Genomic DNA, 23,245 nt, shown 5'->3' with positions numbered 1-23,245 from the left:
AATAAAAATTAACTCTTTGTGAATTGTTTTTTTTAACCATGCCAGCTATGTTTTTTAACCATATAAGCTATATAAGGTCATTTAAATTTAGTGCTTAAATAGTTTTTGATGAAAGGAATATAAGGTGTTCCTGAATTATTACGTTATATCGTAATAGAAATAAATATTACATAAAAGTGTAATAATTTTATATATTACCAAAAAGTGTAATAATAAAAAATATTACGTATATTTGTAATAGAATTTTTATTATTTTTTAATTATATTTGATTATGACTAGTGTAATTACAGGCGACATAATTGGTTCAAGACAACAGGAATCTCAGCATTGGGTCGAAGATTTAAAAAAAATCCTGGCTCCGTTTGGTAAAACGCCAAGTGAATGGGAAGTTTACCGTGGTGACGAATTTCAAATTGAAGTTAAAAATCCGGAAGATGCTTTGTTGACCGCCATTTTAGTAAAAGCGCATTTAAGAGCTATAAAATCAGATGCACGAATGAGTATTGGTTTTGGAGATAAAACGCATGATGCAGCTAAAATATCTGAAAGTAACGGAACGGCTTTTATAAATTCGGGAGAACTTTTTGAGACTTTAAAAAAGCAAAAAGTGACTTTAGCATTGCGAACAGGCGATACGGATTTTGATGAAAAACTGAACTTAATGATTCAGCTTGCTTTGACTTTTATGGATAACTGGCTGGTACAATCGGCAGATTTTGTTGCAAAAGCAATAGAAAATCCAAGCCTTTCACAAGAAGAATTGGGACAAAAATTAGGCATTAATCAAGCTGCCGTAAGCCGAAGACAAAAACGTGCTCAGTTTGATTTGGTTATGAATTTAGATCGTTATTTTAGGACACAAATAAAACAACTTACAGCATCATGATTCTATTTATAAAACTGTTTCTGGCACATTTATTAGGCGATTTCATATGGCAGCCAAATTCTTGGGTAACCGATAAAGAAAGCAAAAAACATAAAAGCATTTACTTATACATTCATGTTTTATTACATGGAGTTTTAGCTGCAATTTTGGCCGGAGAAATCAGTTTTATTCCGTATGCAGTTTTAATTGCGGTTACACACGGTATCATTGATTTGATCAAACTTAATTTTCAGAAAAAGAAAACAAAACGTACTTGGTTTGTTGTTGATCAAATTGCGCATATTTTGGTTTTAATAGGCGTAGTACTTTTATACCAAAACAAAGGAATCATTTATTTTTGGCAACATAACACATTCTGGATTTTGATAACCGGAGTTTTACTATTGACTAAACCCACTTCTATTTTCATCAAAACCATTATTTCAATCTGGGCACCCGAAAACGAAAACAGCCATCAGGATAACTCACTGATAGCTGCCGGAAATTATATTGGTATTTTAGAACGTTTATTTGTGTTCGGATTTATCTTAACCGGACATTTTGAAGCGATTGGTTTTTTACTGGCTGCAAAATCTATTTTTAGATTTGGAGATTTAAAAGAAGCCAAAGACCGAAAACTGACTGAATATGTTTTAATTGGTACATTAATCAGTTTCGGAATTGCAATTCTTGCCGGAATACTTGTTCAGGCGCTTCTTTTATAATTGCCTTAAAACTTTTTTATTGATTGCTTTTATTAACGCTGGCCCTTCATAAATAAAACCGGTGTACAATTGCACTAAACTTGCTCCTGCATTTAGTTTTTCGATGGCATCATCGGCAGAGTGAATTCCTCCTACTCCAATAATTGGAAATGCTTTATTGCTTTTTTCCGAAAGAAAACGAATAACTTCGGTAGAGCGTTTAGTTAATGGTTTTCCGGATAAACCTCCCATTTCAGATTGATTTTGAGACTGAAGTCCGTCTCTTGAAATAGTCGTATTTGTAGCAATTACACCCGCAATCTGCGTTGTTTTTACAATATCAATAATATCTAATAATTGCTCGTCTGTAAGATCCGGAGCAATTTTTAAAAGAATTGGTTTTATTTTTTGAGTGCTTGTTTTTTGCTTTTCGATATTTCTGTTTTGCAGCGTCTGTAACAAAGCCGTTAAAGGTTCTTTGTCTTGCAATGCTCTTAAATTTGGTGTATTTGGCGAACTTACATTCACTACAAAATAATCCACATGATCAAAAAGGGCATCAAAACAAATGATATAATCGTCAACTGCATTTTCGTTTGGCGTCACTTTATTTTTTCCGATGTTTCCGCCAATTAAAACTCCTGAATTCTTTTTCAAACGTTCTACAGCTTCCAGAACTCCGCCGTTATTAAAACCCATTCGGTTAATAATCGCCTGATCTTCTTTTAAACGGAACAAACGTTTTTTAGGATTTCCTTCCTGGCCAACCGGAGTTACGGTTCCAATTTCGATAAAACCAAAACCAAAATCAGAAAGTTCTTTATACAGTTTTGCATCTTTATCAAATCCCGCCGCAAGTCCAACCGGATTTTTAAATTTAATTCCGAAAACTTCTCTTTCTAAACGAGCATCTTTTACTTCATAAATTGATCTTATAATTGCCGAAACTCCAGGGATTTTTGAAATGAATTTTACAAATGAAAAAGTAAAGTAATGCACTTCTTCCGGATCAAACCAAAAAAGTATCGGGCGAATTATCAATTTATACATAAGAGTTGTGTTGTTGTTATTTTGGCTGCAAATTTAAATATTATAGTTTAAAAAGGTACTGTTTTATAAAAAACAAATTAATAAGAGGTTGCAAGTTATAAAATGAAACAATTTCAAACCTTTTAATTCTCTTCTCTGGATTATTTATTATTTAATTTTGAAGTAGTTACAAAAATCTTGTTATAAATTTTTCATTTCAAAACCAGAAATTATGCAAAATGAAAGGAAAGCAAGAATCAACATTCTTTTCGGAAAAATAGCTTTTCCGGTACTATTATTTTGTTTCGCCGGATATACTAAAATTACAGCACAGGAAAGTGAAGAAAAAACTTTTAGTCCACATCATCAAATTGGTATTTCAATAAATCATTTACATGTTTTTGAAGGAAGGGATGATGAGGGAAACCGGGAAGCTTTAAGTTTTCCGGCCTGGGGAATTGCTTTAGGAATTGCAAAAAACTTTGGAAGAAAATAATTTATACAACCCTATTGAACTTATGTACAGCGTAAAAAAAACAAATTGTATTTTAAAAAATTTGATTGTATCTTTTATTTTATTGATTGGTTTTAAAGGATTTTCTCAACAAGAAAAAGACACAACTAAACTGATGAATGTCAGATATGGCAGTAAAGGAATTGAATTGCAGACCAGAGACAATAAGTTTCTTTTTCAATTGCAAAGCAGGTTACAATTTCGTTTTTCTATCCCTTACGATACAGATCCTTTAACATACGACGATTACAGTCAGGATGCCAAAACTACTTTTAAAATAAACAGGGCGAGATTAAAAATTGGCGGTCACGCATTTGAACCGTGGCTGAAATATTATTGGGAATACGAATTAAGCCAGTCCAATTTACTTGATTTTAGAATTATGATCGAAAAATGGGATTGGCTGAGTTTTAAAGTCGGGCAATGGAAAACAGAATTTACCCGCGAGCGTTTTATAAGCAGCGGTGAACAGCAAATGGTAGAACGATCTTTAATCAATCGACCCTTTACAGTCGACAGACAATTAGGAATTGAAGTCTATGGACATTTAAAAGGATCAGGAATTGCCGATTTTAATTATTGGTTTGCAGCATTAACAGGAACTGGACGTGGAAGTACTGCCAATGATGACAACAATCTAATGTATTTTGGAAGAACACAATGGAATTTCCTAGGAAGATTTCTTGATTTTGAAGGCTGTGACTTAGAATTTCATGAAAAGCTAACTCCAATTATTGCTTTTTCAGCAATCACTAACAGAAGTCCTTACACTCGTTTTTCACAAGCTGGAGGAGGGTCATTAGATGGTTTTGAAAATGGCTTACCTGGTCAGTACAGAGTGAATCAATGGAATTTAGAAACGGCTTTTATGTATCGAGGTTTTTCATGGCAAAGCGAATGGCATACGAAAGAAATAATTGATAAATACAATAATAGCAATATGACAATTATGAAAGGATATTACATTCAGGCCGGGTATTTTTTTCATAATGTTTTTGAATGGTGGCCAAAACATTTAGAGATAGCTGGAAGACACGCTGCTTACAGACCAGACAATTCCATAAGACAAAATAGACAAGACGAATCAACATTAGCTTTTAACTGGTTTTTCAAGGGACATAAAAACAAACTTACTTCTGAAGTAAGCTATTTTAGTTTTCAGGACAAGACACTTCCATTAGAACAGGGCTGGCGTTTTAGAATACAATGGGATATTTCATTGTAAAATTCTTACTTCTTTTTTTAATACAAATTCTTTTTTTAATAACTTTATACAACATAAAACACTGAAAATGAAAAATATAAACAAAACAATAAGAAAAGCAGTAACAATATGTTTAGCCGGATCGTTTTTTTTGATTTCTATTGACAGCATAGCACAACGACGCGGCGGCAGCGGCGGTGGCGTTCACAGAGCTGGAGGAGCTGCACAGGCAAGACCGGCACATCAATCAAGACCTGCCAATCAATCACGACCAGCAGTAACAAAACCCTCTACAAACAAGCCGGCAGTAACAAGACCGGGTTCAAATGGTTCAGGAACAAAAGTTACCAGACCTTCTAATGGTTCAAACACAAAGATTAGCAATAGAACCAATAACTCTAACCGAAATTCTAATAATAACATTAGAAATTCCGGCAATAGAAACACCAACATAAGTGGGAATACCAGAAACGTTGACAGAAGCAGAGACATTACAATAAATAACAACAGAAATACTGTTGTTAGACGAAATACTGTTGTTTATGCTCGTCCGCCTTATGTGTATGGCGGTTACAGATATCATGCTTACAATCCGTATTACTTTCATCCATACAGACCATTTTATTATGGCCCAGTTTGGCATCCTTGGGGATTTTTTGTAGCAACTTTAGCCGTAACAGCCATAGTTGTGAGTGTAGAAAGTACGCAGTATCATTATGATCAGGGAGTTTGGTACGCACCTTCAAATGGAGGTTATACCGCTGTTCCGGCACCAGTTGGAGGAACAGTAAATAATATTCCGAGTGGAGCGCAAACGGTTAATACCGGAACGGTCAACAATTATTATTACGGAGGAACTTATTATGAAAAAGATGGCAGTACATACAAAGTTGTGCCTCCAACAGCAGGAACTATTGTTGACAATTTACCGGAAGGTGGTAAAGAAGTGACAATTGGCGATGTAAAATATGTTAAGTTTGGTGAAACCTACTATCAACCTGTAAAAGTTGACGGAAAAGACAAATATGAAGTAGTACTGGTTGAAGAAGATAAATAACAAAATATACTTATTTTATTAATTCCATCAAACTAATATAACTTTAAAGGTTATTTTCATACTTTTGATTCAACTTATTGACAACCAATACAGCTTAAAAAACCATTACAATGAAAAATAAAACTTTTTGGATTTTCGCTATACTAACAATCTCCATAATTTCAATTACTTACGGTGTAACAAGATTAATTTCACCTAAAGTAAAAGTAACAGAAACGGCTTTGGATTGTCATGAAACTCCAAATGCATCAGAACCATCGGCATTTAAACCAACAATCGAAAATAAAAATAAACCGACAGGAAAAGCCCCAGAAGGAATGGTCTGGATTCCTGGCGGCGAATTCTCAATGGGAAGTAATGTCGCAGATGAAAGTTTATGCAGTTTATCTGGCGTAACAAAAGATGCTGCTCCTATTCATCGCGTGTATGTTGACGGCTATTATATGGATAAAACAGAAGTGACAAACGAAGAATATGAAAAATTTGTAAAAGCAACCGGATATATTACCGTTGCTGAACAAAAACCCACTAAAGAAGAATTTCCAACTGCAGCCGAAGAAGATTTAATTACAGGTTCTGTAATATTCACTCCTACTCCATCCGCAGTAAATTTGAATAATTTTCTGCAATGGTGGTCTTACGTTGGAGGAACAGACTGGAAACATCCGCTTGGCCCTCAAAGCTCTATAAAAGGCAAAGAGAAATATCCTGTTGTACATATCACTTATGAAGATGCTGCAGCTTATGCAAAATGGGCAGGAAAAAGACTTCCAACTGAAGCAGAATGGGAATTTGCTGCCAGAGGCGGAAAAACCGGGGAAATCTACGCCTGGGGAAACACGTTGAAACCTAAGGGAAAATTTCAGGCCAATATTTATCAGGGACATTTCCCCATTAAAGATGGTGATACGGGAGAAGATGGTTTTAAAGGCATTGCTCCTGTCGCGCAATTTGCTCCAAATGCTTACGGATTGTATGATGTTGCAGGAAATGTATGGGAATGGACAAACGACTGGTATAGTGTAGATTATTATAAATCATTAAGCGAAAACGGGATAACAGCTAAAAACCCGCAAGGGCCAGATGCATATAATGACCCTAATGATCCAACTCAAATAAAAAAAGTTCACCGCGGCGGGTCCTTTTTATGTACAGATCAATATTGCACACGATATATGGTGGGAACAAGAGGAAAAGGCGAAATTAGATCTGCTGCCAATCATCTTGGTTTTAGATGCGTAAAAAGTATTTAAAAAGATAAAAAACTACGGCAAAAGGGATTCTTAAAACAGAATCCTTTTTTATTTTTGAACTAAACCTCAAAATATGTCCGCTAAAAAAAATGCCTATATTTGCTAAAAATAAAAAGAAATGCAACATATCATAGATCGTTTTATCAGTTATGTAACAATTGATACTGAATCAGATCCGAATTCGAAAACAACCCCAAGTACAGAAAAACAATGGAATCTTGCCAATAAATTAGTCGAAGAACTAAAAGAAATCGGCCTAACAGATGTTACGATAGATGACAAAGCTTACATTATGGCAACTTTGCCAAGTAATGTTGATCATGAAGTTCCAACAATTGGGTTTGTTTCTCATTTTGACACTTCACCAGACTTTAGCGGTGCAAATGTAAAACCGCAGATTGTAGAGAATTACGACGGAAAAGATATTGTTTTAAACGCTGAGAAAAATATCATTCTTTCTCCTAATTACTTTAAAGATTTATTACAATATAAAGGACAGACGATCATTACAACTGACGGAACGACTCTATTAGGCGCCGATGATAAAGCTGGAATTACAGAGATTGTTTCAGCAATGGAATATTTAATTCAGCATCCGGAAATCAAACATGGAAAAATCAGAATTGGTTTTACTCCCGATGAAGAAATTGGACGCGGTGCACATCATTTTGATGTGGAAAAATTTGGTGCTCAATGGGCGTACACTATGGATGGAAGCCAGATTGGCGAATTAGAATATGAAAATTTTAATGCTGCCGGGGCTAAAATTACTTTTAAAGGAAAAAGTGTTCATCCTGGTTATGCAAAAGGAAAAATGATCAACTCAATGTTGATTGCAAATGAATTCATCAATGAGCTTCCTAAAGGCGAAACTCCGCAGGAAACAAAAGGTTACGAAGGTTTTTACCATGTTCATCATTTAACGGGAAGTATCGAAGAAACGGTTTTAGAGCTAATTATCCGCGATCATAACAAGAACAAGTTTGAAAAACGAAAAGATTTAATTGGAAAAATTGCCAAAAAAATCAATAAGAAATTTGCTAAACAATTCGGTGAAGATATTGTGACTACTGAAATTAAAGATCAGTATTACAATATGAAAGAAAAAGTACTTCCGGTAAAACATATTGTTGATATTGCCGAAAAAGCAATGCGCGAGTTAAACATCAAGCCCATCATTAAACCTATTCGCGGCGGTACTGACGGATCACAGTTATCCTATATGGGATTACCTTGCCCAAATATTTTTGCGGGCGGACACAACTTCCACGGAAAATATGAATATGTTCCTGCAGAAAGTATTCAAAAAGCGACTGATGTTATTGTAAAAATTGCTGAACTAACAGCAATTCCGGGTATTTTTGATGTAAAAGAAAATTCTAAAGCAAAAAAATAATTGGAATCAGGTTCTGAAAATAAAGGGATGTGGAAATATGGAAGCCAATGGGAAGAAGAATTACTTCTCCTTAAAGCTATCATTGACAAAACCGAGCTAAAAGAAACCACAAAATGGGGCGGTCCGGTTTATGTTTATGAGAAAAAGAATGTTATTGGTATAGGAGGTTTTAAAGATTATTTTACGATTTGGTTTTTTAATGGGGTTTTCCTGAAAGATGAGAAAAAGAAACTCATTAATGCTCAGGAACAAGTTACAAAATCACTGCGCCAATGGCGTTTTGCTTCAAAAGAAGAAATAAATGAAAAAGAAATTTTAGAATATATCTTAGAAGCTATTGAAAATGAAAAGCAGGGAAAAATCATTAAACCTTCAAAAAAAGAAGCTATAGTTTCTGAACTTCTTAATGCAGAAATGATTAAAAATCCAGCTTTAAAAGAAGCTTTTGAAAAATTTAGTCCTTATAAACAATACGAGTTTCTGGAATATATTGAAACTGCCAAACAGGAAAAAACAAAACTTTCGAGAATTGAAAAAGTGATTCCGATGATTTTAGGGAATGTTGGGTTGAATGATAAATACAGATAGATTTTAAATTTCAATTTTTTAAATCTCAAATTCCAAGCTATATAAGACCTTTGTCAAAGTTTAAAACTTTGACAAAGGTTTTTTTACACAAACTATTGTCATTGCGAGGAACGAAGCAACCGCACTAACATGAACATCGTGATAAGCATCGTGAGATTGCTTCGTTCCTCGCAATGACATTCCAGACACCCTTAGTATAAACAAAAAAAATCCCAAACTCCATATTTGGAATTTGGGATTTAAAATATTGTAATTTAAAAAAGCTTAAGCCTTTTTATTCAAGGCAGCACTCATTTCCAAAGAAATAGCTGAACGCTCTAATTTTAATTTTCCTGACATAGTTTCAATTACAACAGTAGTTTCTGCTAATTCAGCAATTTTACCGTGAAAACCACTTTTAGTAACTATTTTATCACCTACTTTTAGGCTGCTTTCAAATTCTTTTTCGTTTTTTGCTCTTTTTTGCTGTGGTCTGATCATGAAGAAATAGATTACCACAAACATTAATAGAAATGGCGCAAATTGAGTTAATTGTCCCATAATTTAAATTCTGTTTTTTGATTTATATTAATATTTTATTTTGGAGCTGGCTCTTCGGATTCGCTTAGAGTGACAACACATTTTTTTTTTTTTACATTAACCCTCTACCTACTTTTACCATCTTTTTATTAGCCGTAAGTTCTTTTACAAGGTTATCTAAAATTCCGTTGATAAAAATACTACTTTTTGGTGTAGAATACTCTTTTGCAATTTCTAAATATTCGTTAAGAGTTACTTTTACAGGAATTGAAGGGAATTTCAAAAATTCGCAAATTGCCATTTTCAGGATAATTGTATCAATTTCGGCAATCCTTTCACTGTCCCAGTTTGGTGTTTTATCGTCATACTCTTTTGCTAAAACAGATTCGTTTAAAACTGTTCTTCTGAACAAATCTTTAGCAAAATCTTTATCCTCAACGTCTTTATACAATTTAGGAACTCTAAAATCGTCCGGATCTTCTGTTTTAATTGCTTTCAATTGTTTGATAATATGCGTATTTACAACCGGAATATCATCAACCCAAGTCAATTTATCATCCTCTAAATATTCATATAATTTATCATTCGGGACAATAACTTCGGCAAATAAATCAGCAATAAATTGTTTGTCTTCCTCAAAAGTATTGACATTATTGCTCATGTATTTTTTATACAAATCGCTTGCTTTAATATCATTTAAAAGTAAAATGATATAATCGTCGTTTAATGACCAGTTGTTGATTTTACGATTTTCTAAAGCGATGCTAAGGGAATTACTTTCGGCAAGAAGCTGAAAGATTTTGTTTTTGATGAACTTTTCGTTCGGATTACGTTCTGCAGCAGTTGCAAGATGTTTTTTGCTTGAAAGATGCAAATAAACAGATTCTTTTTTACAAATTTCAATCAATGAAGAAAGCATTATAAGATATAAGTCCTGAATATTATCAATACTGTAAAAAAGAAATTTCTCTTCTTTTTCCATATTATCAGAACCGCTTTGGTGCATTGCATAAATGGATTGCATTACTTTAACGCGTATGTGTCTTCTATTTACCACCTTGTAAGAACATTTAAAAATTAGTCTGCAAAAGTATAACTTTTAAGGCATATTTTAAAATTAATTCACAAAAAAGTCATGGTTTTAGTGGTCAGTTTTCAGAATTTAGTGGTCTGTTGGAGTTATCAGTGTTCAGTATTTAGTGTTCAGCTTAGAATACAGATAAAAAAAATCTCAGTTTACAGATAAAACCGTAAACTGAGACTAAATACTATAACTGAACACTAAAAAAAGTGAACACTGAACACTAATTATTTCTTAGCGTTTTCAATCTTTCTCGCATCGATACGATTTTGAGCAATTGTAAGCGCAGCTTTATGTGTTGTCATACCGTTTCTCACAGCATAATCGATAATTTCTAAGGTAGTATTATAGATATTTTCTGTTTTAGCCATGATTTCAGCTTTTCCATAATGTTCTAATTCAGCATAAACATTGATGATTCCACCAGCATTGATCAAGAAATCAGGAGCATATAAAATTCCTCTTTCCTGTAATCTTGCACCGTGAACATTTTCATCTGCCAATTGGTTGTTTGCTGCACCAGCAATAACTTTAGCTTTAATTTTTTCTACTGTATTGTCATTAATTGTTGCTCCCATTGCACAAGGCGCATAGATATCAACATCAGCCGTATATAAATCTTCACCAGTATAAATTGCCGCATTGTATTTTGAAGCAACCTGATATAATTTTTCTTCATTAATATCCGTAATCGTTACCTGAGCTCCTTCTTTAGTTAAATATTCAACCAGTGTTTCACCCACGTGTCCAATTCCCTGAACCAAAACTTTTTTACCTTCTAAAACATCAGAACCAAACTGACTTTTTGCAGCCGCTTTCATTCCTAAATAAACTCCGTAAGCTGTTACAGGAGAAGGATTTCCGGATCCGCCTCTTTCTTCAGAGATTCCGGTAACATAAGGTGTTACGTCTCTTACAGTATCCATGTCTTTAGTTTCCATTCCAACATCTTCCGCTGTAATATATCTTCCGCTTAAAGAGTGCACAAACTCACCAAACTTACGCATCAATTCTGGTGTTTTCTGCGTTTTAGCATCACCAATAATTACTGCTTTACCACCGCCAATATTCAGACCGGTAATAGCAGATTTATATGTCATACCTCTTGAAAGACGCAAAACATCGTTTAATGCTTCCCATTCAGTATTGTAATTCCACATTCTAGTACCTCCTAAAGCTGGCCCCATAACTGAATTATGAATACCAATAATTGCTTTTAAACCTGTATCTTTGTCATTGCAAAATACAATTTGTTCGTGATCGTCAAAAGATAATTGACCAAAAACAGGATCCATTTTTTGAAGTTCCTTTCCAGTTGCGAAAGTTGCATCCATAGCGTTACTATTTAGTTGTTTAAAATTATGAATTTGTCAAAAAGACAACTCAAACATAAACAAAAAATATACATGTGCTAATTTTTTATCTTTAAAATAACAATTATACAAAATATTTATTTTGATTAGATTGCATTTTATTATACTTTTAATTAAGAATAATTCATAAAATTAAATCAAGTCAATATCGAATCTCTTAAAAAAATGAAAGAATTAAGCTATTTAAACAAATATTTCATTAAATATAAATTCAGTTTTTCGCTTGGAATTTTAATCACCATAATCGCACAAATATTCTTTTTATTTACTCCAAAGCTTGTCAGCCATTCATTTGACATTATCGAGCGGTTTTTAAAATTATCAGATGCCGATAAAAAATCTTCTATACTTGTAGATTTTTATCAGCAGGAATTAATTCATAATGTGCTCTTAATCACCGGAAGTGCAATTGTTGGAGGGTTCCTTACCTTTTTAATGCGTCAGACTTTAATTGTAATGTCGCGTCATATCGAGTTTGATTTAAAAAATGAAGTTTTTAGACAATACGAAAACCTTTCTCAAAATTTCTACAAACAAAACCGTACGGGAGATTTAATGAACCGAATTAGCGAAGACGTTTCTAAAGTTCGTATGTATGTAGGTCCAGCTGTAATGTATACCATAAATACGTTTATTCGTTTTGCGATCGTATTATTATATATGTACAATGTTTCACCTCTGTTGACTTTATATACAATACTTCCGTTACCAATTTTGTCTTATTGTATTTTTAAACTGAGTTCAGAAATAAATAAACGAAGCACTACTTTTCAACAGTATTTATCTAAAGTTTCGAGTTTTACTCAGGAAATATTTTCCGGAATCAGAGTTATAAAAGCCTATTCTTTAGAAAATCAGCACCAAAACAACATGGTAAATCTTGCAGAAGAAAGTAAACGCAAGAGTTTAGATCTGGCCAAAGTTCAGTCGCTGTTTGGGCCTTTAATGATTGCCCTTATCGGAATTAGTAATTTGGTTGTAATTTATTTTGGAGGTGTTATGTACATCAACGGAACAATTCCAAATATTGGTACTATTGCCGAATTTATTTTATACATAAATATGCTAACCTGGCCTGTTGCTTCTCTTGGATGGGTTTCATCAATGGTTCAGGAAGCAGAGGCTTCTCAAAAACGTTTAAACGAATTTTTAAAAATTGAACCGGAGATTAAAAACAACAATCAAAATTCATCAGACATTCAAGGCTCAATTGCTTTTGAAAATGTTAGTTATACGTATGAAGACACTAATATTGAAGCTTTAAAAAATGTAAGTTTCACGGTAAAAAAAGGAGAAACACTTGCAATTTTAGGAAAAACCGGTTCTGGAAAATCTACCATTCTATCTTTGATTTCCCGTCTTTATGATGTTACCGATGGAAGAATTACGATTGACCAAAATGAAATTAGCTCTTTAAATTTAAACGATTTAAGAAACAGTATCGGAATTGTTCCTCAGGATGCATTCTTATTTTCGGACACCATTAAAAATAATATCAAATTCGGAAATCAAAATGCGAGTGATGAAGAGGTTATTAAAGCAGCCAAAAATGCTGTCGTACACGATAATATTATCGCATTTAACAAGCAATACGACACTATTTTAGGAGAAAGAGGAATTACGCTCTCCGGCGGGCAAAAGCAGCGCGTATCGATCGCAAGAGCAATTATAAAAAATCCTGCCATTTTACTTTTTGATGATTGTTTGTCTGCTGTTGATACCGAAACTGAGGAAACTATCCTACATAATCTATTTGAATTTTGTAAGGATAAAACTACCATAATTGTCAGTCACCGAGTATCTTCCGCCAAAAATGCTGATAGAATCATCATTCTTGAGGATGGCGAAATCATTCAACAAGGCTCTCATAATCAATTAATAAATCAGGAAGGCTACTATGCATCGTTATATTTAAAACAACTTTCGGAAAAAGAATTACTTTAATTGTTGCGTAATAGATAAATTTTTATGATTTTTGAGTACTATTAATTACCAAAAATGATAGAACGTATTATGAGAGAAAATGACATGTTAGAAAAAGAAGAGATTTTTTCTAAAGTATTACGAGCAGGAAGAAGAACTTATTTCTTTGATGTGAGAGCTACTAAAGCTGACGATTATTATATTACGATTACCGAAAGCAAAAAATTTACTGAAGAAGATGGTTCTTTTCACTTTAAAAAACACAAAATTTATTTATACAAAGAAGATTTTAGTGCTTTTGCCGAAATATTAGAAGAAATGACTTCATACGTTTTGAATCACAAAGGCGAAGAGGTAATCTCTGAAAGACATCAAAAAGATTTTAAAAAAGAATACGGTTCTGATAAAGCAGAAACACCAAGGTCCAGCTTTACTGATATTGATTTTGACGATATTTAATCTTTATATAACTTTTCTAAAAGTACAAGTCCAATATGTATAGCATTTTTGGACTTTTTTTATACGTTTAAGTTATCGATTTTAGATTTTTATATTTTGGAATTTGAGATTATTAAAAACAATTCAACTATTTAAAAATGAAAAAAATAACTCTTTTACTTTGTTTCTTATTTATTGGGATTTCGTCATTTGCTCAAAAATTAGATTATGAAACCAAATCAAACATTCAGTATTATTCTTCAGAAATAAATAAATCAGACAGTTACATTAATGAAAGATGTGTTCTGGATATTTATTATCCAAAAAACACAAAAGGTTTTGCAACAATTGTCTGGTTTCACGGTGGCGGTTTAACCGGTGGAAACAAAGAAATTCCCGAAGCATTAAAAAATAAAGGTTTTGCGATTATTGGTGTAAATTACAGATTGTCTCCAAAAGCAAAAACTGTAAAAGCTATTGAAGATGCTGCAGCGGCTGTTGCCTGGGCATTTAATAATATCAGCAATTACGGCGGTGATTCTTCTTTAATATTCGTTTCCGGCCATTCTGCCGGAGGATATTTGGGTATGATGATTGGATTAGATAAAAAATATCTTCAAAAAGAAGGAATTGATGCAAACCGAATTGCCGGACTTATTCCGTTTAGCGGACAATGTATTACTCATTTTGAAGTTAGAAGAGAAAACGGAATTCCGGAAAAACAACCCACAATTGATACCTTTGCACCTTTGTATCACGTTCGCGCCGATGCTCCGCCTCTTTTATTGATTACAGGAGATCGTGAACTGGAAATGTTAGGCCGATATGAAGAAAACGCATATATGGCCAGAATGATGAAACTAGTTGGTCATACTCAGACAAAACTTTACGAATTAGACGGATACGGCCACGGAATGACTGAACCTGGTTTTCCTTTATTGGTAAACGAAGTCAACCGAATTTTAAAAGAAAAACAAACTAAAAAATAAACCTATAATTCCACGGCAATGGAAACACAACTTTTAATTTTACCCGGATTAGGAAATTCAGGCGAAAAACACTGGCAGACCTTTTGGCATGAAAAATTTAAAAATTCAATTCGTTTAGTTCAGGATAATTGGGACGAACCTGTTCGCGAAGATTGGATTGCCCGTTTAAATGAAGCCGTTTCTAAATTGGAAAGTCCAACTATTTTAGTAGCACACAGTCTTGCCGTTTCATTAGTTTTACATTGGGCAGAAAACAATTCCAATAAAAACATTATTGGTGCATTATTAGTCGCTCCGGCAGATGTTGATTCGCCAAAGCATACGCCAGATATTATTAGAAATTTTTCGCCAATGCCACTTTATAAATTACCATTTCCATCGATAGTTGTGGCCAGCGAAAATGATCCTTATGCCTTATTTGAAAGAAAACAATATTTTGCAGAAAAATGGGGAAGTGATTTTGTAAACGTTGGAGAACAAGGCCATATTAACTCGGATTCTGATTTAAGATATTGGGAAGAAGGGCAAGTGATTTTACAAAAGTTGATTGAGAAAATTTCTTAGTTTTCAGTCTCAGTTTTCAGTCACAGTAATCAGCGTATTCAAAACTGAAAACTGAGACTTCCACTGCCGTTAAAAATTAACCGCAAAGATATTACGCAAAGTTCATAAAGTTTCTATTAAAAGTTTGCTGAATTATGATTCATTAAAGATCACAAAGCTGGAGTTTAAAGAATAATCAGTTCTAATTAGTGTAATTCGTTGCAAAAAAATTAATCGCTAAATCAAGAATCCTTTTAATCTTTGGAATCTGTGGCAAACTGAAAACTGCGACTGCGACTGTAACCTAAAAATCACCCTATTCGAAGACCATTTTCGATCTTAAAATCAGGTGCCAATAAAATAACGTCTCCCTCCTCGCCTACAGCACCGAGAACAAGACATTCACTCATAAATCTTCCTATTTGTTTTTTCGGAAAATTTACAACGGCTACGATTTGTCTGTTTACTAAATCTTCTTTTTGGTATCGTTTTGTAATTTGTGCAGATGATTTTCTGATACCAATCTCGTCACCAAAATCTATTGTGAGTTGAAAAGCAGGTTTTCTGGCTTCGGGAAAATCATTTACTTCGATGATTGTTCCTATGCGCATATCTGTTCTTTCAAATTCATTCCAGGTTAAATCCATTTTAAAAATTGTTTATTTACAAACCTATAAATTTTGTAAGTAATACTACTAATTCTATAACCTATTTTTTTCAGACTCCATTTAATTTTACTATACATGTTTAGTAACTAATTAGTAAAAAAATATAAAAATGGAAAATAGTGTAATAAATGCCAATCCAACTCTAAGAGATTTAGATTTTGATATCCATCAATTAAATACAGATAAATACATTGAAACTGCCAAAAACGTAAAGCTTTATGTAAAGGATTACGGAAAAGGAAAACCGGTAATTTTAATTCACGGATGGCCGCTTTCTAACGAAATGTGGGAATACCAGGTTGAATTTTTAGTTAGAAATAATTACAGAGTAATTGCTTATGACCGCCGCGGTTTTGGTAAATCATCACAGCCTTGGGAAGGATATGATTATGACACTTTAACTGATGATTTAAGTGAAATTATAAACCAGCTGGAATTAGAAAATGTGACTTTGGTTGGCTTTTCTATGGGTGGCGGCGAAGTGGTTCGTTATTTTAGCAGACATCAGGGAAAAGGTGTTGCAAAAGCCGCTTTGATTTCGTCGATTATTCCATTTTTATTAAAAACTGAAGATAATCCAGAGGGGCATCCAAGAGAAAAAAGCGAAACTACTGCGGCGGCAATCAAAGAAGACCGAATTGGATTTGTTGATAATTTCGGAAAGACATTCTTTGGTGTAAATATTATCAATAAACCGTTAAGTACAGCTTTATTAGAATATTACAGAATGCTTTGTTCGTTTGCATCTCCACACGCAACTTTAAAATGTGCCGAATCTTTTTCATTTACTGATTTTAGAGACGAACTGAGCACTGTAACAGTTCCGACTTTAATCATTCACGGAAATGATGACAAAATCGTTCCCATCGATTTAACGTCCAAAAAAGCATCTGAAGCTATTGCAAACAACACGTATATTGTTTACGAAGGTGCTCCGCATGGTTTATTCTACACTGACAGAGACAAATTAAACGAAGATTTACTTGAATTTTTGAATTCATAAAATTAATATGGCCCACAGATTTTACGGATTTTACGAATTATAATAATTTATATTAATCCGTAAAATCTGTAGGTTAAATAAATACAACAATTCTTCTTACACTCTTTTATTTACAGATTTTTAAAGCTATTTTTGAGTATTAATTTCTGTAAAAAATGGCACGCACTCCTTCAAATATGACTCCGCTTGGAACAATTGCTCCTAATTTTTATCTAAAAGACACAAATTCGAATAATACTTATTCATTTGAAGATTTAAAAGGATCAAAAGGTACGCTTGTTGTTTTTATGTGCAATCACTGCCCGTTTGTGCTTCATGTTATTAATGAAATTGTGATGATATCTCATGATTATCGTGTTCAGGGACTTGGTATTATTGCTATTTCAAGCAATGATATTGTAAAATATCCTCAAGACTCTCCAGAATTAATGACTGATTTTGCTTTACAGCATAAATTTGATTTTCCCTATTTATTTGATGAAACTCAGGAAGTCGCTAAAGCATACGATGCAGCCTGCACGCCAGATTTTTATTTATTCGATAATCAGGGTAAGTTGTTTTACAGAGGGCAATTAGACGATTCCAGACCCGGAAACGGAATTCCCTTAAGCGGAACTGACTTAAGAAATGCAATTGATGCCCTGATTTACAACCGATCTTTGAATGAAATTCAGAAGCCAAGCATTGGGTGTAATATCAAATGGAAATAAAATTTGTAAGTATTAAGAAACTTTACTTATCTTTACAAATCATAATTAACATCACTCATTGTGAACACTATAACAATATTTACAGTTTTTACTTCGCTGTTTTCCCTTACAAGAAAACCGCTTTCCGCTGTATTTATTTCACATAGTAAGGCCTTTATTAATTAGGCCTCCGTCTATTTCAATTCTTCTTTCAGGCGGAGGATTTACATCAATTTAAACATTATTTATTTGACAAAAATTAAATTTTGGTCGATACTTTTTTGTTTTTCAAATTAACCATTTTAGATGCTATCTTGTTTTAAAACAAGCTGAGCAGCAACTCGCTTTAGAAAGCATAAAAGAAGAAAAATCATTCAAATTCAACAACAATAAATTCAATATAGATATGAAACCAACACCCACTTTCTGTAAATCAGATTATCAATTTTTAAGAGAATTGATTTTAAAAAGTAAAAATTCAACAAATACTAAAGAAGCCAATCAGCTTTCGCAAGAGTTAGACCGCGCTGTAATAAGCAAAGAAAGCGAACTTGGCAGCTCTGTTATCAGGATTAATTCTTTTGTAACCATTGAAGATGTAATCGCGAAGAAGCAAATGAAAATTCAAATTGTTTTACCTTCATTTGCAGATGTAAAGCAATCTAAAATTTCAATTCTGGCACCTTTAAGTGTTGCTATTATTGGTTTTAAAGAAAATGACGAAGTTGACTGGGAAATGCCGACTGGTATCAAAACTTTAAAAATAATCGCTGTAGACAATACATCTGTACATCATTCCTAACTTTTTAAACACCTCATTCTGTGAAGGTGTTTTTTTATATCTATTTGAAAAACAAAAAACCTGTTCAATAATTTTGAACAGGTTTTTTGTTATGCTTTTTTAAGATACAGAATTACAATTGTGAATCAATATAATTTGTAATTGATGCCATTTGGGTTTCGTCTAACTTAGCTTTTTTGCCCATTCTAACCAAAATTGGCCCCCATTCTTCTTTTGTATATTTTTTTGGATCTTTCAATTTGTGGCATTTTGCACAATTGTTTTCATACAAATCTCTACCTGCTTCTAATTCAGGAGTTAATACCACCGTTTTTGCAGGTTCGGCAGGAGTTGCTGCAACGGCAGGTGTTTTTTGAGTTCCGCAGGAAACTACAAATAAAGCAAGCGCTGCAAGGATTAAAATATTTTTCATTGTCTTTGTTTTTATAGTAAATATAAAAAAAATCCCATTCGGCATGCGAATGGGATTACTATTTAAAACAATACTAAATTGCTTGTAAATCCTTATTTTACGTCCATTAATTCAACGTCAAAAATCAAAGTTGCGTTTGGCGGGATAACTCCTCCTGCTCCAGATGGTCCGTAAGCCAAATCAGATGGAATTACAAAACGAGCTTTGTCTCCAACTTGTAATAAAGCAATACCTTCGTCCCATCCTTCGATAACCTGTCCAACTCCTAATTTGAATTCGATTGGTTTTTTACGCGGGTAAGATGAATCAAAAACTTTTCCGCTTTCTAAAGATCCTTCATAGTGTACAGAAACTGTTTTTCCAGCTTCTGCTCTTTTACCGTCTCCTTTTTGGATCATTTTATAACGTAAACCGCTTTCAGTTTTATCAAAACCAGCAGCTAATTGTTCCATTTTAGCTTCAGATTCTGCTTTTAAAGCTGCTTCACGTTTTAGACGAGCGCCTTTTAAACCAATAAAAGCTTCAATAGCATTCCATTTTTGAGCTTCTTCTCCAACTCTGATGATTTCTAAAGTCTCTAAAGCATCACCTTGAGCAACAGCATCTACTACATCTTGTCCTTCTATAACGTGGCCAAAAACACTATGTTTTCCGTCTAACCAAGGAGTTGGAACGTGTGTGATAAAAAATTGAGAACCATTACTTCCAGGTCCTGAATTTGCCATAGATAAAACTCCCGGACGATCGTGTTTTAAACTTGGATCAAATTCATCATCAAATTTATATCCCGGATCTCCAGTTCCAGTTCCTTTAGGACATCCACCCTGAATCATAAAATCAGGAATTACTCTGTGAAAGTTTAATCCATCATAGAATTTTTGTCCTTGAGGTTTTACTTTATTCTCCATATTTCCTTCTGCAAGAGCTACAAAATTCCCTACGGTTCCCGGTGTTAAGTCGTGTGTAAGTTTAACTAAAATCGAACCTTTGCTTGTATTGAATTTAGCGTATATTCCGTTTTCCATTGTTGTTATTTTTTAATTGAACGCAAATTTACAAATTAATTTTATATCAATTTGTGCTTTCTATTTTTTAGATTTTGATTTATAAGTAAGTCCGTAAACTATTAATGACAGTGCAGATAAAACCATGCAGCCAATCGTTACCGCATGCCATCCGCCAAGTTTCCACAATAATAATCCGTAGGCAGATCCTGCGGCAGTTCCTAAAAAGCTAAACGACATAAATACCGTATTTAGTCTGTTTCTGGCATCTGGCAATAGTGAATACACTCTGGTTTGGTTTGAAATATGAACTCCCTGAATTCCGATATCAATAAAGACAATTCCAATAGCAATTCCGATTACACTTTCTATAGAAAAATAAAAAATCAAGAAGCTTATCAGGATTAATAAACAGCCGTAACCAACTGCAATTCTTGAATTTCCTTTATCTCCGATTTTTCCAACCAAAGGCGCGGCCAAAGCTCCGGAAGCACCTACAATTCCGAATAAACCAATTGTAGCACTATTAAAATGAAACGGTTCTCCGGAAAGTAATAAAACCATTATGGTCCAAAAAGCTCCAAACTGAGCGAAACTGAAAACATTAATTGCTGTAGCTTCACGCAAAACCGGCTGCGTTTTTATAAGTGTAAACAGAGACTGGATTAATTGACCATAAGTTCCTTGAAACTGAGGTTTGTTTACAGGGAATTTACTTTGAATAACAAAAAAGATTAAAAGACAAATTCCGGCAGCGATATAAAACATTGATCTCCAACCTAAAACTTCGCCAATAAAACCGCTTAAAGTTCTGGAAAGTAAAATACCGACCAATAAACCGCTCATAATGGTTCCGATAACTTTCCCTCGCTGTTCGGTTGTGCTTAACGAAGCTGCCAAAGGCAAAATAAGCTGCGGTACAATCGAAGTGATTCCAATCAATAAAGAAGCAATTTGTAGAATAAAAAAACTTTTTGCCGTTGCGGCAATCAACAATGCAATTACAGAGGCAAAAGTGGTGATTAAAATTTGCTTTTTTCGTTCTAATTTATCACCAAGCGGTACCATAAAAAACAACCCAATAGCATAACCTGCTTGAGTTAAATAAGTTATAGTTCCGGCGCTGGCTTCTGGAATTTTAAATTCGTTGGCAATTAAAACAATTAAAGGCTGGCAGTAATAAAGATTTGCAACTATAAGACCAGTGCAAACTGCCATAAACAGGACGTTGGTTTTAGATAAATTCATTTTGCAAAAATACCAATCTAATCTTAATCAAAACTTTAAAAAAGTTATAATTTTTAAAATTTAAGATCAAATCAAGGTTCTTAAATGATAATTATCCTGCTTATTAATCTTTATACTTTTAAGAAATCTTCTCTTGCCGGGCTAAAAACATCTGTAAGCATGCCGCTTTCCAAACATACTACACCGTGAATGGCATGGGGCGGAATATAAAAACTATCGCCTTCTTTTAATGTTTGTGTAACACCGCTTATGGTTACGTCAAATTTTCCGCTTGCGATATACGTTACCTGAGAGTGATAATGTTCGTGCAAAACGCCAATTCCTCCCGTTTCAAAATGAACATTTACAAGCATCACTTTATCATCAAAAGCCAGGATTTTACGCTTAATTCCTTCACCAACTACTTCCCACTCTATTTCGTCTCCTTTTATAAATTCTTTGCTTGTTCCTATATTCGACATAACTTTCAAAATTGATTTTTACAAAAATAAAACATTTTGATGATTCTGTTTTAAATCAATTCTTTTGAAATAAAATCAGAACTTATTTTAATAGATTGAAAAGAATCTCCAGCATAATTATTTTCCTGTTCCACAAAAAAGTGAACCATTCCTGATTGTTTTGCCTCTTTGAAAAAAGGCTTAAAATCAATTGATCCTGAACCAATTTCTGTATTTAAAGCCGGATTTGTTTTGTCCATGTCTTTTACATGCCACAATTTAAAACGCCCCGGATTTTCTTTGAATAATTTTAACGGATCATTTCCTGAACGAACTACCCAATATAAATCTAATTCAAAATAAACCAGATTTTTATCGGTTTCATTCAATAAGATCTCATACCCGGTAATTCCATCATGCTTTTGAAATTCGAAATCATGATTGTGGTACGCTAATTTTAACCCCGCTTCTTTGCACATTTTTGCAGCCTGATTCAAACGCAGCGCAATCTTTTTATAATCTTCTATTTTTCTAAAAGGCTCATCAATCCACGGAACGGTTAAAAATTCGTTTTTTAAAATCTTTGCTGCTTCAATTGCAGCGATTAATTCTGCTGTATTTCCGTCGTATAAATAACTTCCTAAATTATAATGTCCGCTAACCGCTTTTAGTTTGTTATCGTCCAATATCTTTTTCAATTCAACTGGTGTCAATCCCCAAAACTGATCTTTAATAGAAAAGCCGTACGTTTCTACATTTGTATATCCTGAAGCAGCAACTTTTTCTAAAGTTTCTTTTACATTTTTCGGAAGTTCTTCTCGCAATGTATATAACTGTAAACCTATTTCTTTTTTATTCATAGAAAATGCTAATGACGGTAAAGCCAGAACAGCCGTAGCAGCCAGACTTGTATTTATAATAAAGTTTCTTCTTGTAACCATTTTTGATCTTAATTTTAAAAAGTAAATCTAATATAAAAATTGATTCTCAAAATTATTTATAAAGTTTTGAAGCGCAATTTCTGTTTCTTCGTTTATAATTTTTCCTTCAGCATCGATTTTACCGCGAATGCCCTGAATTAAAAGCTGCATATTATCATCAAATTTAGCTTCAAGGGTTTTCATAATTAACAAAAGCTGTTGATGTCCCATTTCTCCAGAAGCAGAAGCGGTAATTAATCCAACTTTTTTATTAGATAAAATAGTTGTCGACACACACCATTCTAAAGCATTTTTTAAACTTCCGGGCAGACTAAAAACATATTCCGGAGTACAAATTATAATTCCGTAAGCATTCACGATTTTATCTCTAAATAAACGAATTTCTTCTGGCGGATTCTCTGTATCTAAATCCGGATTAAAATGCGGAATTCGATCTAAATCTTCAAAAATATCAACTTCAAGACCTGATTTTATATTTTCTGAAATATATTTTAGAATTTTAAAATTGCTTGAGTTTTTTCTTGTACTGCCTGTTATCGCAAATATTTTAATTGTTTTCAT

General features: G+C 33.4%; 26 protein-coding genes. 15 read left to right on the top strand and 11 right to left on the bottom strand.

What is annotated here, in order from left to right; genetic code table 11:
• The first annotated feature begins 272 nt into the window (after window positions 1-272).
• Entirely contained in the window at window positions 273-887 is a 615-nt protein-coding gene (locus ASD98_RS10425) for a SatD family protein (protein ID WP_056203964.1), read from the top strand.
• Window positions 884-1,591 carry a DUF3307 domain-containing protein gene (locus tag ASD98_RS10420; RefSeq protein ID WP_056203962.1) on the top strand — a complete coding sequence of 236 codons (708 nt, stop codon included), beginning with the start codon at window positions 884-886 and terminating at the stop codon, window positions 1,589-1,591. The genes ASD98_RS10425 and ASD98_RS10420 overlap by 4 nt, the downstream gene beginning before the upstream one ends.
• Here the strand turns inward: ASD98_RS10420 and ASD98_RS10415 are convergent.
• Window positions 1,586-2,620 (bottom strand): quinone-dependent dihydroorotate dehydrogenase, encoded by a 1,035-nt coding sequence (locus tag ASD98_RS10415; RefSeq protein ID WP_056203960.1) that lies wholly within the window; start codon window positions 2,618-2,620, stop codon window positions 1,586-1,588. The two genes, ASD98_RS10420 and ASD98_RS10415, sit on opposite strands and share 6 nt — an antisense overlap.
• A 211-nt stretch (window positions 2,621-2,831) precedes the next feature.
• On the opposite strand from ASD98_RS10415, the gene ASD98_RS10410 reads away from it, so the two are divergent.
• The 6 genes from ASD98_RS10410 to ASD98_RS10385 all read left to right on the top strand — a co-directional run bounded on the left by ASD98_RS10410 (window position 2,832) and on the right by ASD98_RS10385 (window position 8,611).
• Window positions 2,832-3,095: a hypothetical protein gene (locus ASD98_RS10410; RefSeq protein ID WP_056203957.1), complete on the top strand. Its 264-nt coding sequence runs from the start codon at window positions 2,832-2,834 to the stop codon at window positions 3,093-3,095.
• A 22-nt stretch (window positions 3,096-3,117) separates the two neighbouring features.
• Complete coding sequence (locus ASD98_RS10405) at window positions 3,118-4,338, top strand: OprO/OprP family phosphate-selective porin (RefSeq protein ID WP_056204388.1); 1,221 nt, start codon at window positions 3,118-3,120, stop codon at window positions 4,336-4,338.
• A 67-nt stretch (window positions 4,339-4,405) separates the two neighbouring features.
• Window positions 4,406-5,374, top strand: a complete 969-nt coding sequence (locus ASD98_RS10400; RefSeq protein WP_056203954.1) for a DUF6515 family protein — start codon at window positions 4,406-4,408, stop codon at window positions 5,372-5,374.
• Between the two features lie 110 nt (window positions 5,375-5,484).
• Complete coding sequence (locus ASD98_RS10395; protein ID WP_056203952.1) at window positions 5,485-6,627, top strand: formylglycine-generating enzyme family protein; 1,143 nt, start codon at window positions 5,485-5,487, stop codon at window positions 6,625-6,627.
• Between the two features lie 118 nt (window positions 6,628-6,745).
• Window positions 6,746-8,023, top strand: coding sequence for a peptidase T (gene pepT / locus ASD98_RS10390; protein ID WP_056203950.1), 1,278 nt, complete (start codon window positions 6,746-6,748; stop codon window positions 8,021-8,023).
• Window positions 8,024-8,050: 27 nt separating this feature from the next.
• The gene (locus ASD98_RS10385; RefSeq protein WP_199866287.1) at window positions 8,051-8,611 is read left to right on the top strand and encodes a YdeI/OmpD-associated family protein; all 561 of its coding nucleotides are present in this window, start codon (window positions 8,051-8,053) and stop codon (window positions 8,609-8,611) included.
• Window positions 8,612-8,875: 264 nt separating this feature from the next.
• Here ASD98_RS10385 and yajC read toward each other — a convergent pair whose 3' ends face one another.
• The 3 genes from yajC to ASD98_RS10370 all read right to left on the bottom strand — a co-directional run bounded on the left by yajC (window position 8,876) and on the right by ASD98_RS10370 (window position 11,545).
• Window positions 8,876-9,151, bottom strand: a complete 276-nt coding sequence (yajC, locus tag ASD98_RS10380) for a preprotein translocase subunit YajC (protein ID WP_056203946.1) — start codon at window positions 9,149-9,151, stop codon at window positions 8,876-8,878.
• A gap of 91 nt (window positions 9,152-9,242) precedes the next feature.
• Window positions 9,243-10,154 (bottom strand): transcription antitermination factor NusB, encoded by a 912-nt coding sequence (gene nusB, locus ASD98_RS10375; RefSeq protein ID WP_056204385.1) that lies wholly within the window; start codon window positions 10,152-10,154, stop codon window positions 9,243-9,245.
• A 284-nt stretch (window positions 10,155-10,438) separates the two neighbouring features.
• Window positions 10,439-11,545 carry a Glu/Leu/Phe/Val dehydrogenase gene (locus ASD98_RS10370; RefSeq protein ID WP_056203942.1) on the bottom strand — a complete coding sequence of 369 codons (1,107 nt, stop codon included), beginning with the start codon at window positions 11,543-11,545 and terminating at the stop codon, window positions 10,439-10,441.
• A gap of 204 nt (window positions 11,546-11,749) precedes the next feature.
• Between ASD98_RS10370 and ASD98_RS10365 the strand changes: the two genes are divergently transcribed.
• The 4 genes from ASD98_RS10365 (at window position 11,750) to ASD98_RS10350 (ending at window position 15,498) form a co-directional block, all read left to right on the top strand.
• Window positions 11,750-13,528 (top strand): ABC transporter ATP-binding protein, encoded by a 1,779-nt coding sequence (locus ASD98_RS10365; RefSeq protein ID WP_056203941.1) that lies wholly within the window; start codon window positions 11,750-11,752, stop codon window positions 13,526-13,528.
• Between the two features lie 69 nt (window positions 13,529-13,597).
• Window positions 13,598-13,966 carry a PUR family DNA/RNA-binding protein gene (locus ASD98_RS10360; protein WP_053471040.1) on the top strand — a complete coding sequence of 123 codons (369 nt, stop codon included), beginning with the start codon at window positions 13,598-13,600 and terminating at the stop codon, window positions 13,964-13,966.
• A 137-nt stretch (window positions 13,967-14,103) separates the two neighbouring features.
• The gene (locus ASD98_RS10355) at window positions 14,104-14,934 is read left to right on the top strand and encodes an alpha/beta hydrolase (protein ID WP_056203937.1); all 831 of its coding nucleotides are present in this window, start codon (window positions 14,104-14,106) and stop codon (window positions 14,932-14,934) included.
• Between the two features lie 18 nt (window positions 14,935-14,952).
• Entirely contained in the window at window positions 14,953-15,498 is a 546-nt protein-coding gene (locus ASD98_RS10350; RefSeq protein WP_056203934.1) for an alpha/beta hydrolase, read from the top strand.
• A gap of 290 nt (window positions 15,499-15,788) precedes the next feature.
• Here ASD98_RS10350 and ASD98_RS10345 read toward each other — a convergent pair whose 3' ends face one another.
• Complete coding sequence (locus tag ASD98_RS10345) at window positions 15,789-16,124, bottom strand: tRNA-binding protein (RefSeq protein WP_056203931.1); 336 nt, start codon at window positions 16,122-16,124, stop codon at window positions 15,789-15,791.
• Between the two features lie 130 nt (window positions 16,125-16,254).
• Between ASD98_RS10345 and ASD98_RS10340 the strand changes: the two genes are divergently transcribed.
• From ASD98_RS10340 to ASD98_RS10330, 3 genes are all read left to right on the top strand, one after another.
• The gene (locus tag ASD98_RS10340; protein WP_082577829.1) at window positions 16,255-17,148 is read left to right on the top strand and encodes an alpha/beta fold hydrolase; all 894 of its coding nucleotides are present in this window, start codon (window positions 16,255-16,257) and stop codon (window positions 17,146-17,148) included.
• 155 nt (window positions 17,149-17,303) lie between these two features.
• Window positions 17,304-17,858, top strand: a complete 555-nt coding sequence (locus ASD98_RS10335) for a thioredoxin family protein (protein ID WP_056203928.1) — start codon at window positions 17,304-17,306, stop codon at window positions 17,856-17,858.
• Between the two features lie 385 nt (window positions 17,859-18,243).
• The gene (locus tag ASD98_RS10330; RefSeq protein WP_056203924.1) at window positions 18,244-18,639 is read left to right on the top strand and encodes a GreA/GreB family elongation factor; all 396 of its coding nucleotides are present in this window, start codon (window positions 18,244-18,246) and stop codon (window positions 18,637-18,639) included.
• Between the two features lie 112 nt (window positions 18,640-18,751).
• On the opposite strand, the gene ASD98_RS10325 is transcribed toward ASD98_RS10330, so the two are convergent.
• The 6 genes from ASD98_RS10325 to ASD98_RS10300 all read right to left on the bottom strand — a co-directional run bounded on the left by ASD98_RS10325 (window position 18,752) and on the right by ASD98_RS10300 (window position 23,245).
• Entirely contained in the window at window positions 18,752-19,051 is a 300-nt protein-coding gene (locus tag ASD98_RS10325; RefSeq protein WP_056203921.1) for a c-type cytochrome, read from the bottom strand.
• 92 nt (window positions 19,052-19,143) lie between these two features.
• Entirely contained in the window at window positions 19,144-20,076 is a 933-nt protein-coding gene (locus tag ASD98_RS10320; protein ID WP_056203918.1) for a peptidylprolyl isomerase, read from the bottom strand.
• Between the two features lie 60 nt (window positions 20,077-20,136).
• A complete protein-coding gene (locus tag ASD98_RS10315) occupies window positions 20,137-21,273 on the bottom strand; it encodes an MFS transporter (RefSeq protein ID WP_242412095.1) in 1,137 nt (378 codons plus the stop codon).
• 140 nt (window positions 21,274-21,413) lie between these two features.
• A complete protein-coding gene (locus ASD98_RS10310) occupies window positions 21,414-21,764 on the bottom strand; it encodes a cupin domain-containing protein (protein WP_056203911.1) in 351 nt (116 codons plus the stop codon).
• Window positions 21,765-21,814: 50 nt separating this feature from the next.
• Window positions 21,815-22,684, bottom strand: a complete 870-nt coding sequence (locus ASD98_RS10305; protein WP_056203909.1) for a sugar phosphate isomerase/epimerase — start codon at window positions 22,682-22,684, stop codon at window positions 21,815-21,817.
• A 27-nt stretch (window positions 22,685-22,711) separates the two neighbouring features.
• Window positions 22,712-23,245, bottom strand: a complete 534-nt coding sequence (locus ASD98_RS10300) for an NADPH-dependent FMN reductase (protein WP_056203907.1) — start codon at window positions 23,243-23,245, stop codon at window positions 22,712-22,714.

It is taken from the genome of Flavobacterium sp. Root186, from assembly GCF_001428525.1.
Classification (GTDB): domain Bacteria; phylum Bacteroidota; class Bacteroidia; order Flavobacteriales; family Flavobacteriaceae; genus Flavobacterium.
The sequence above is the reverse complement of the archived record's forward strand: the minus strand, read 5'-3'. Positions and strand labels throughout refer to the sequence as shown.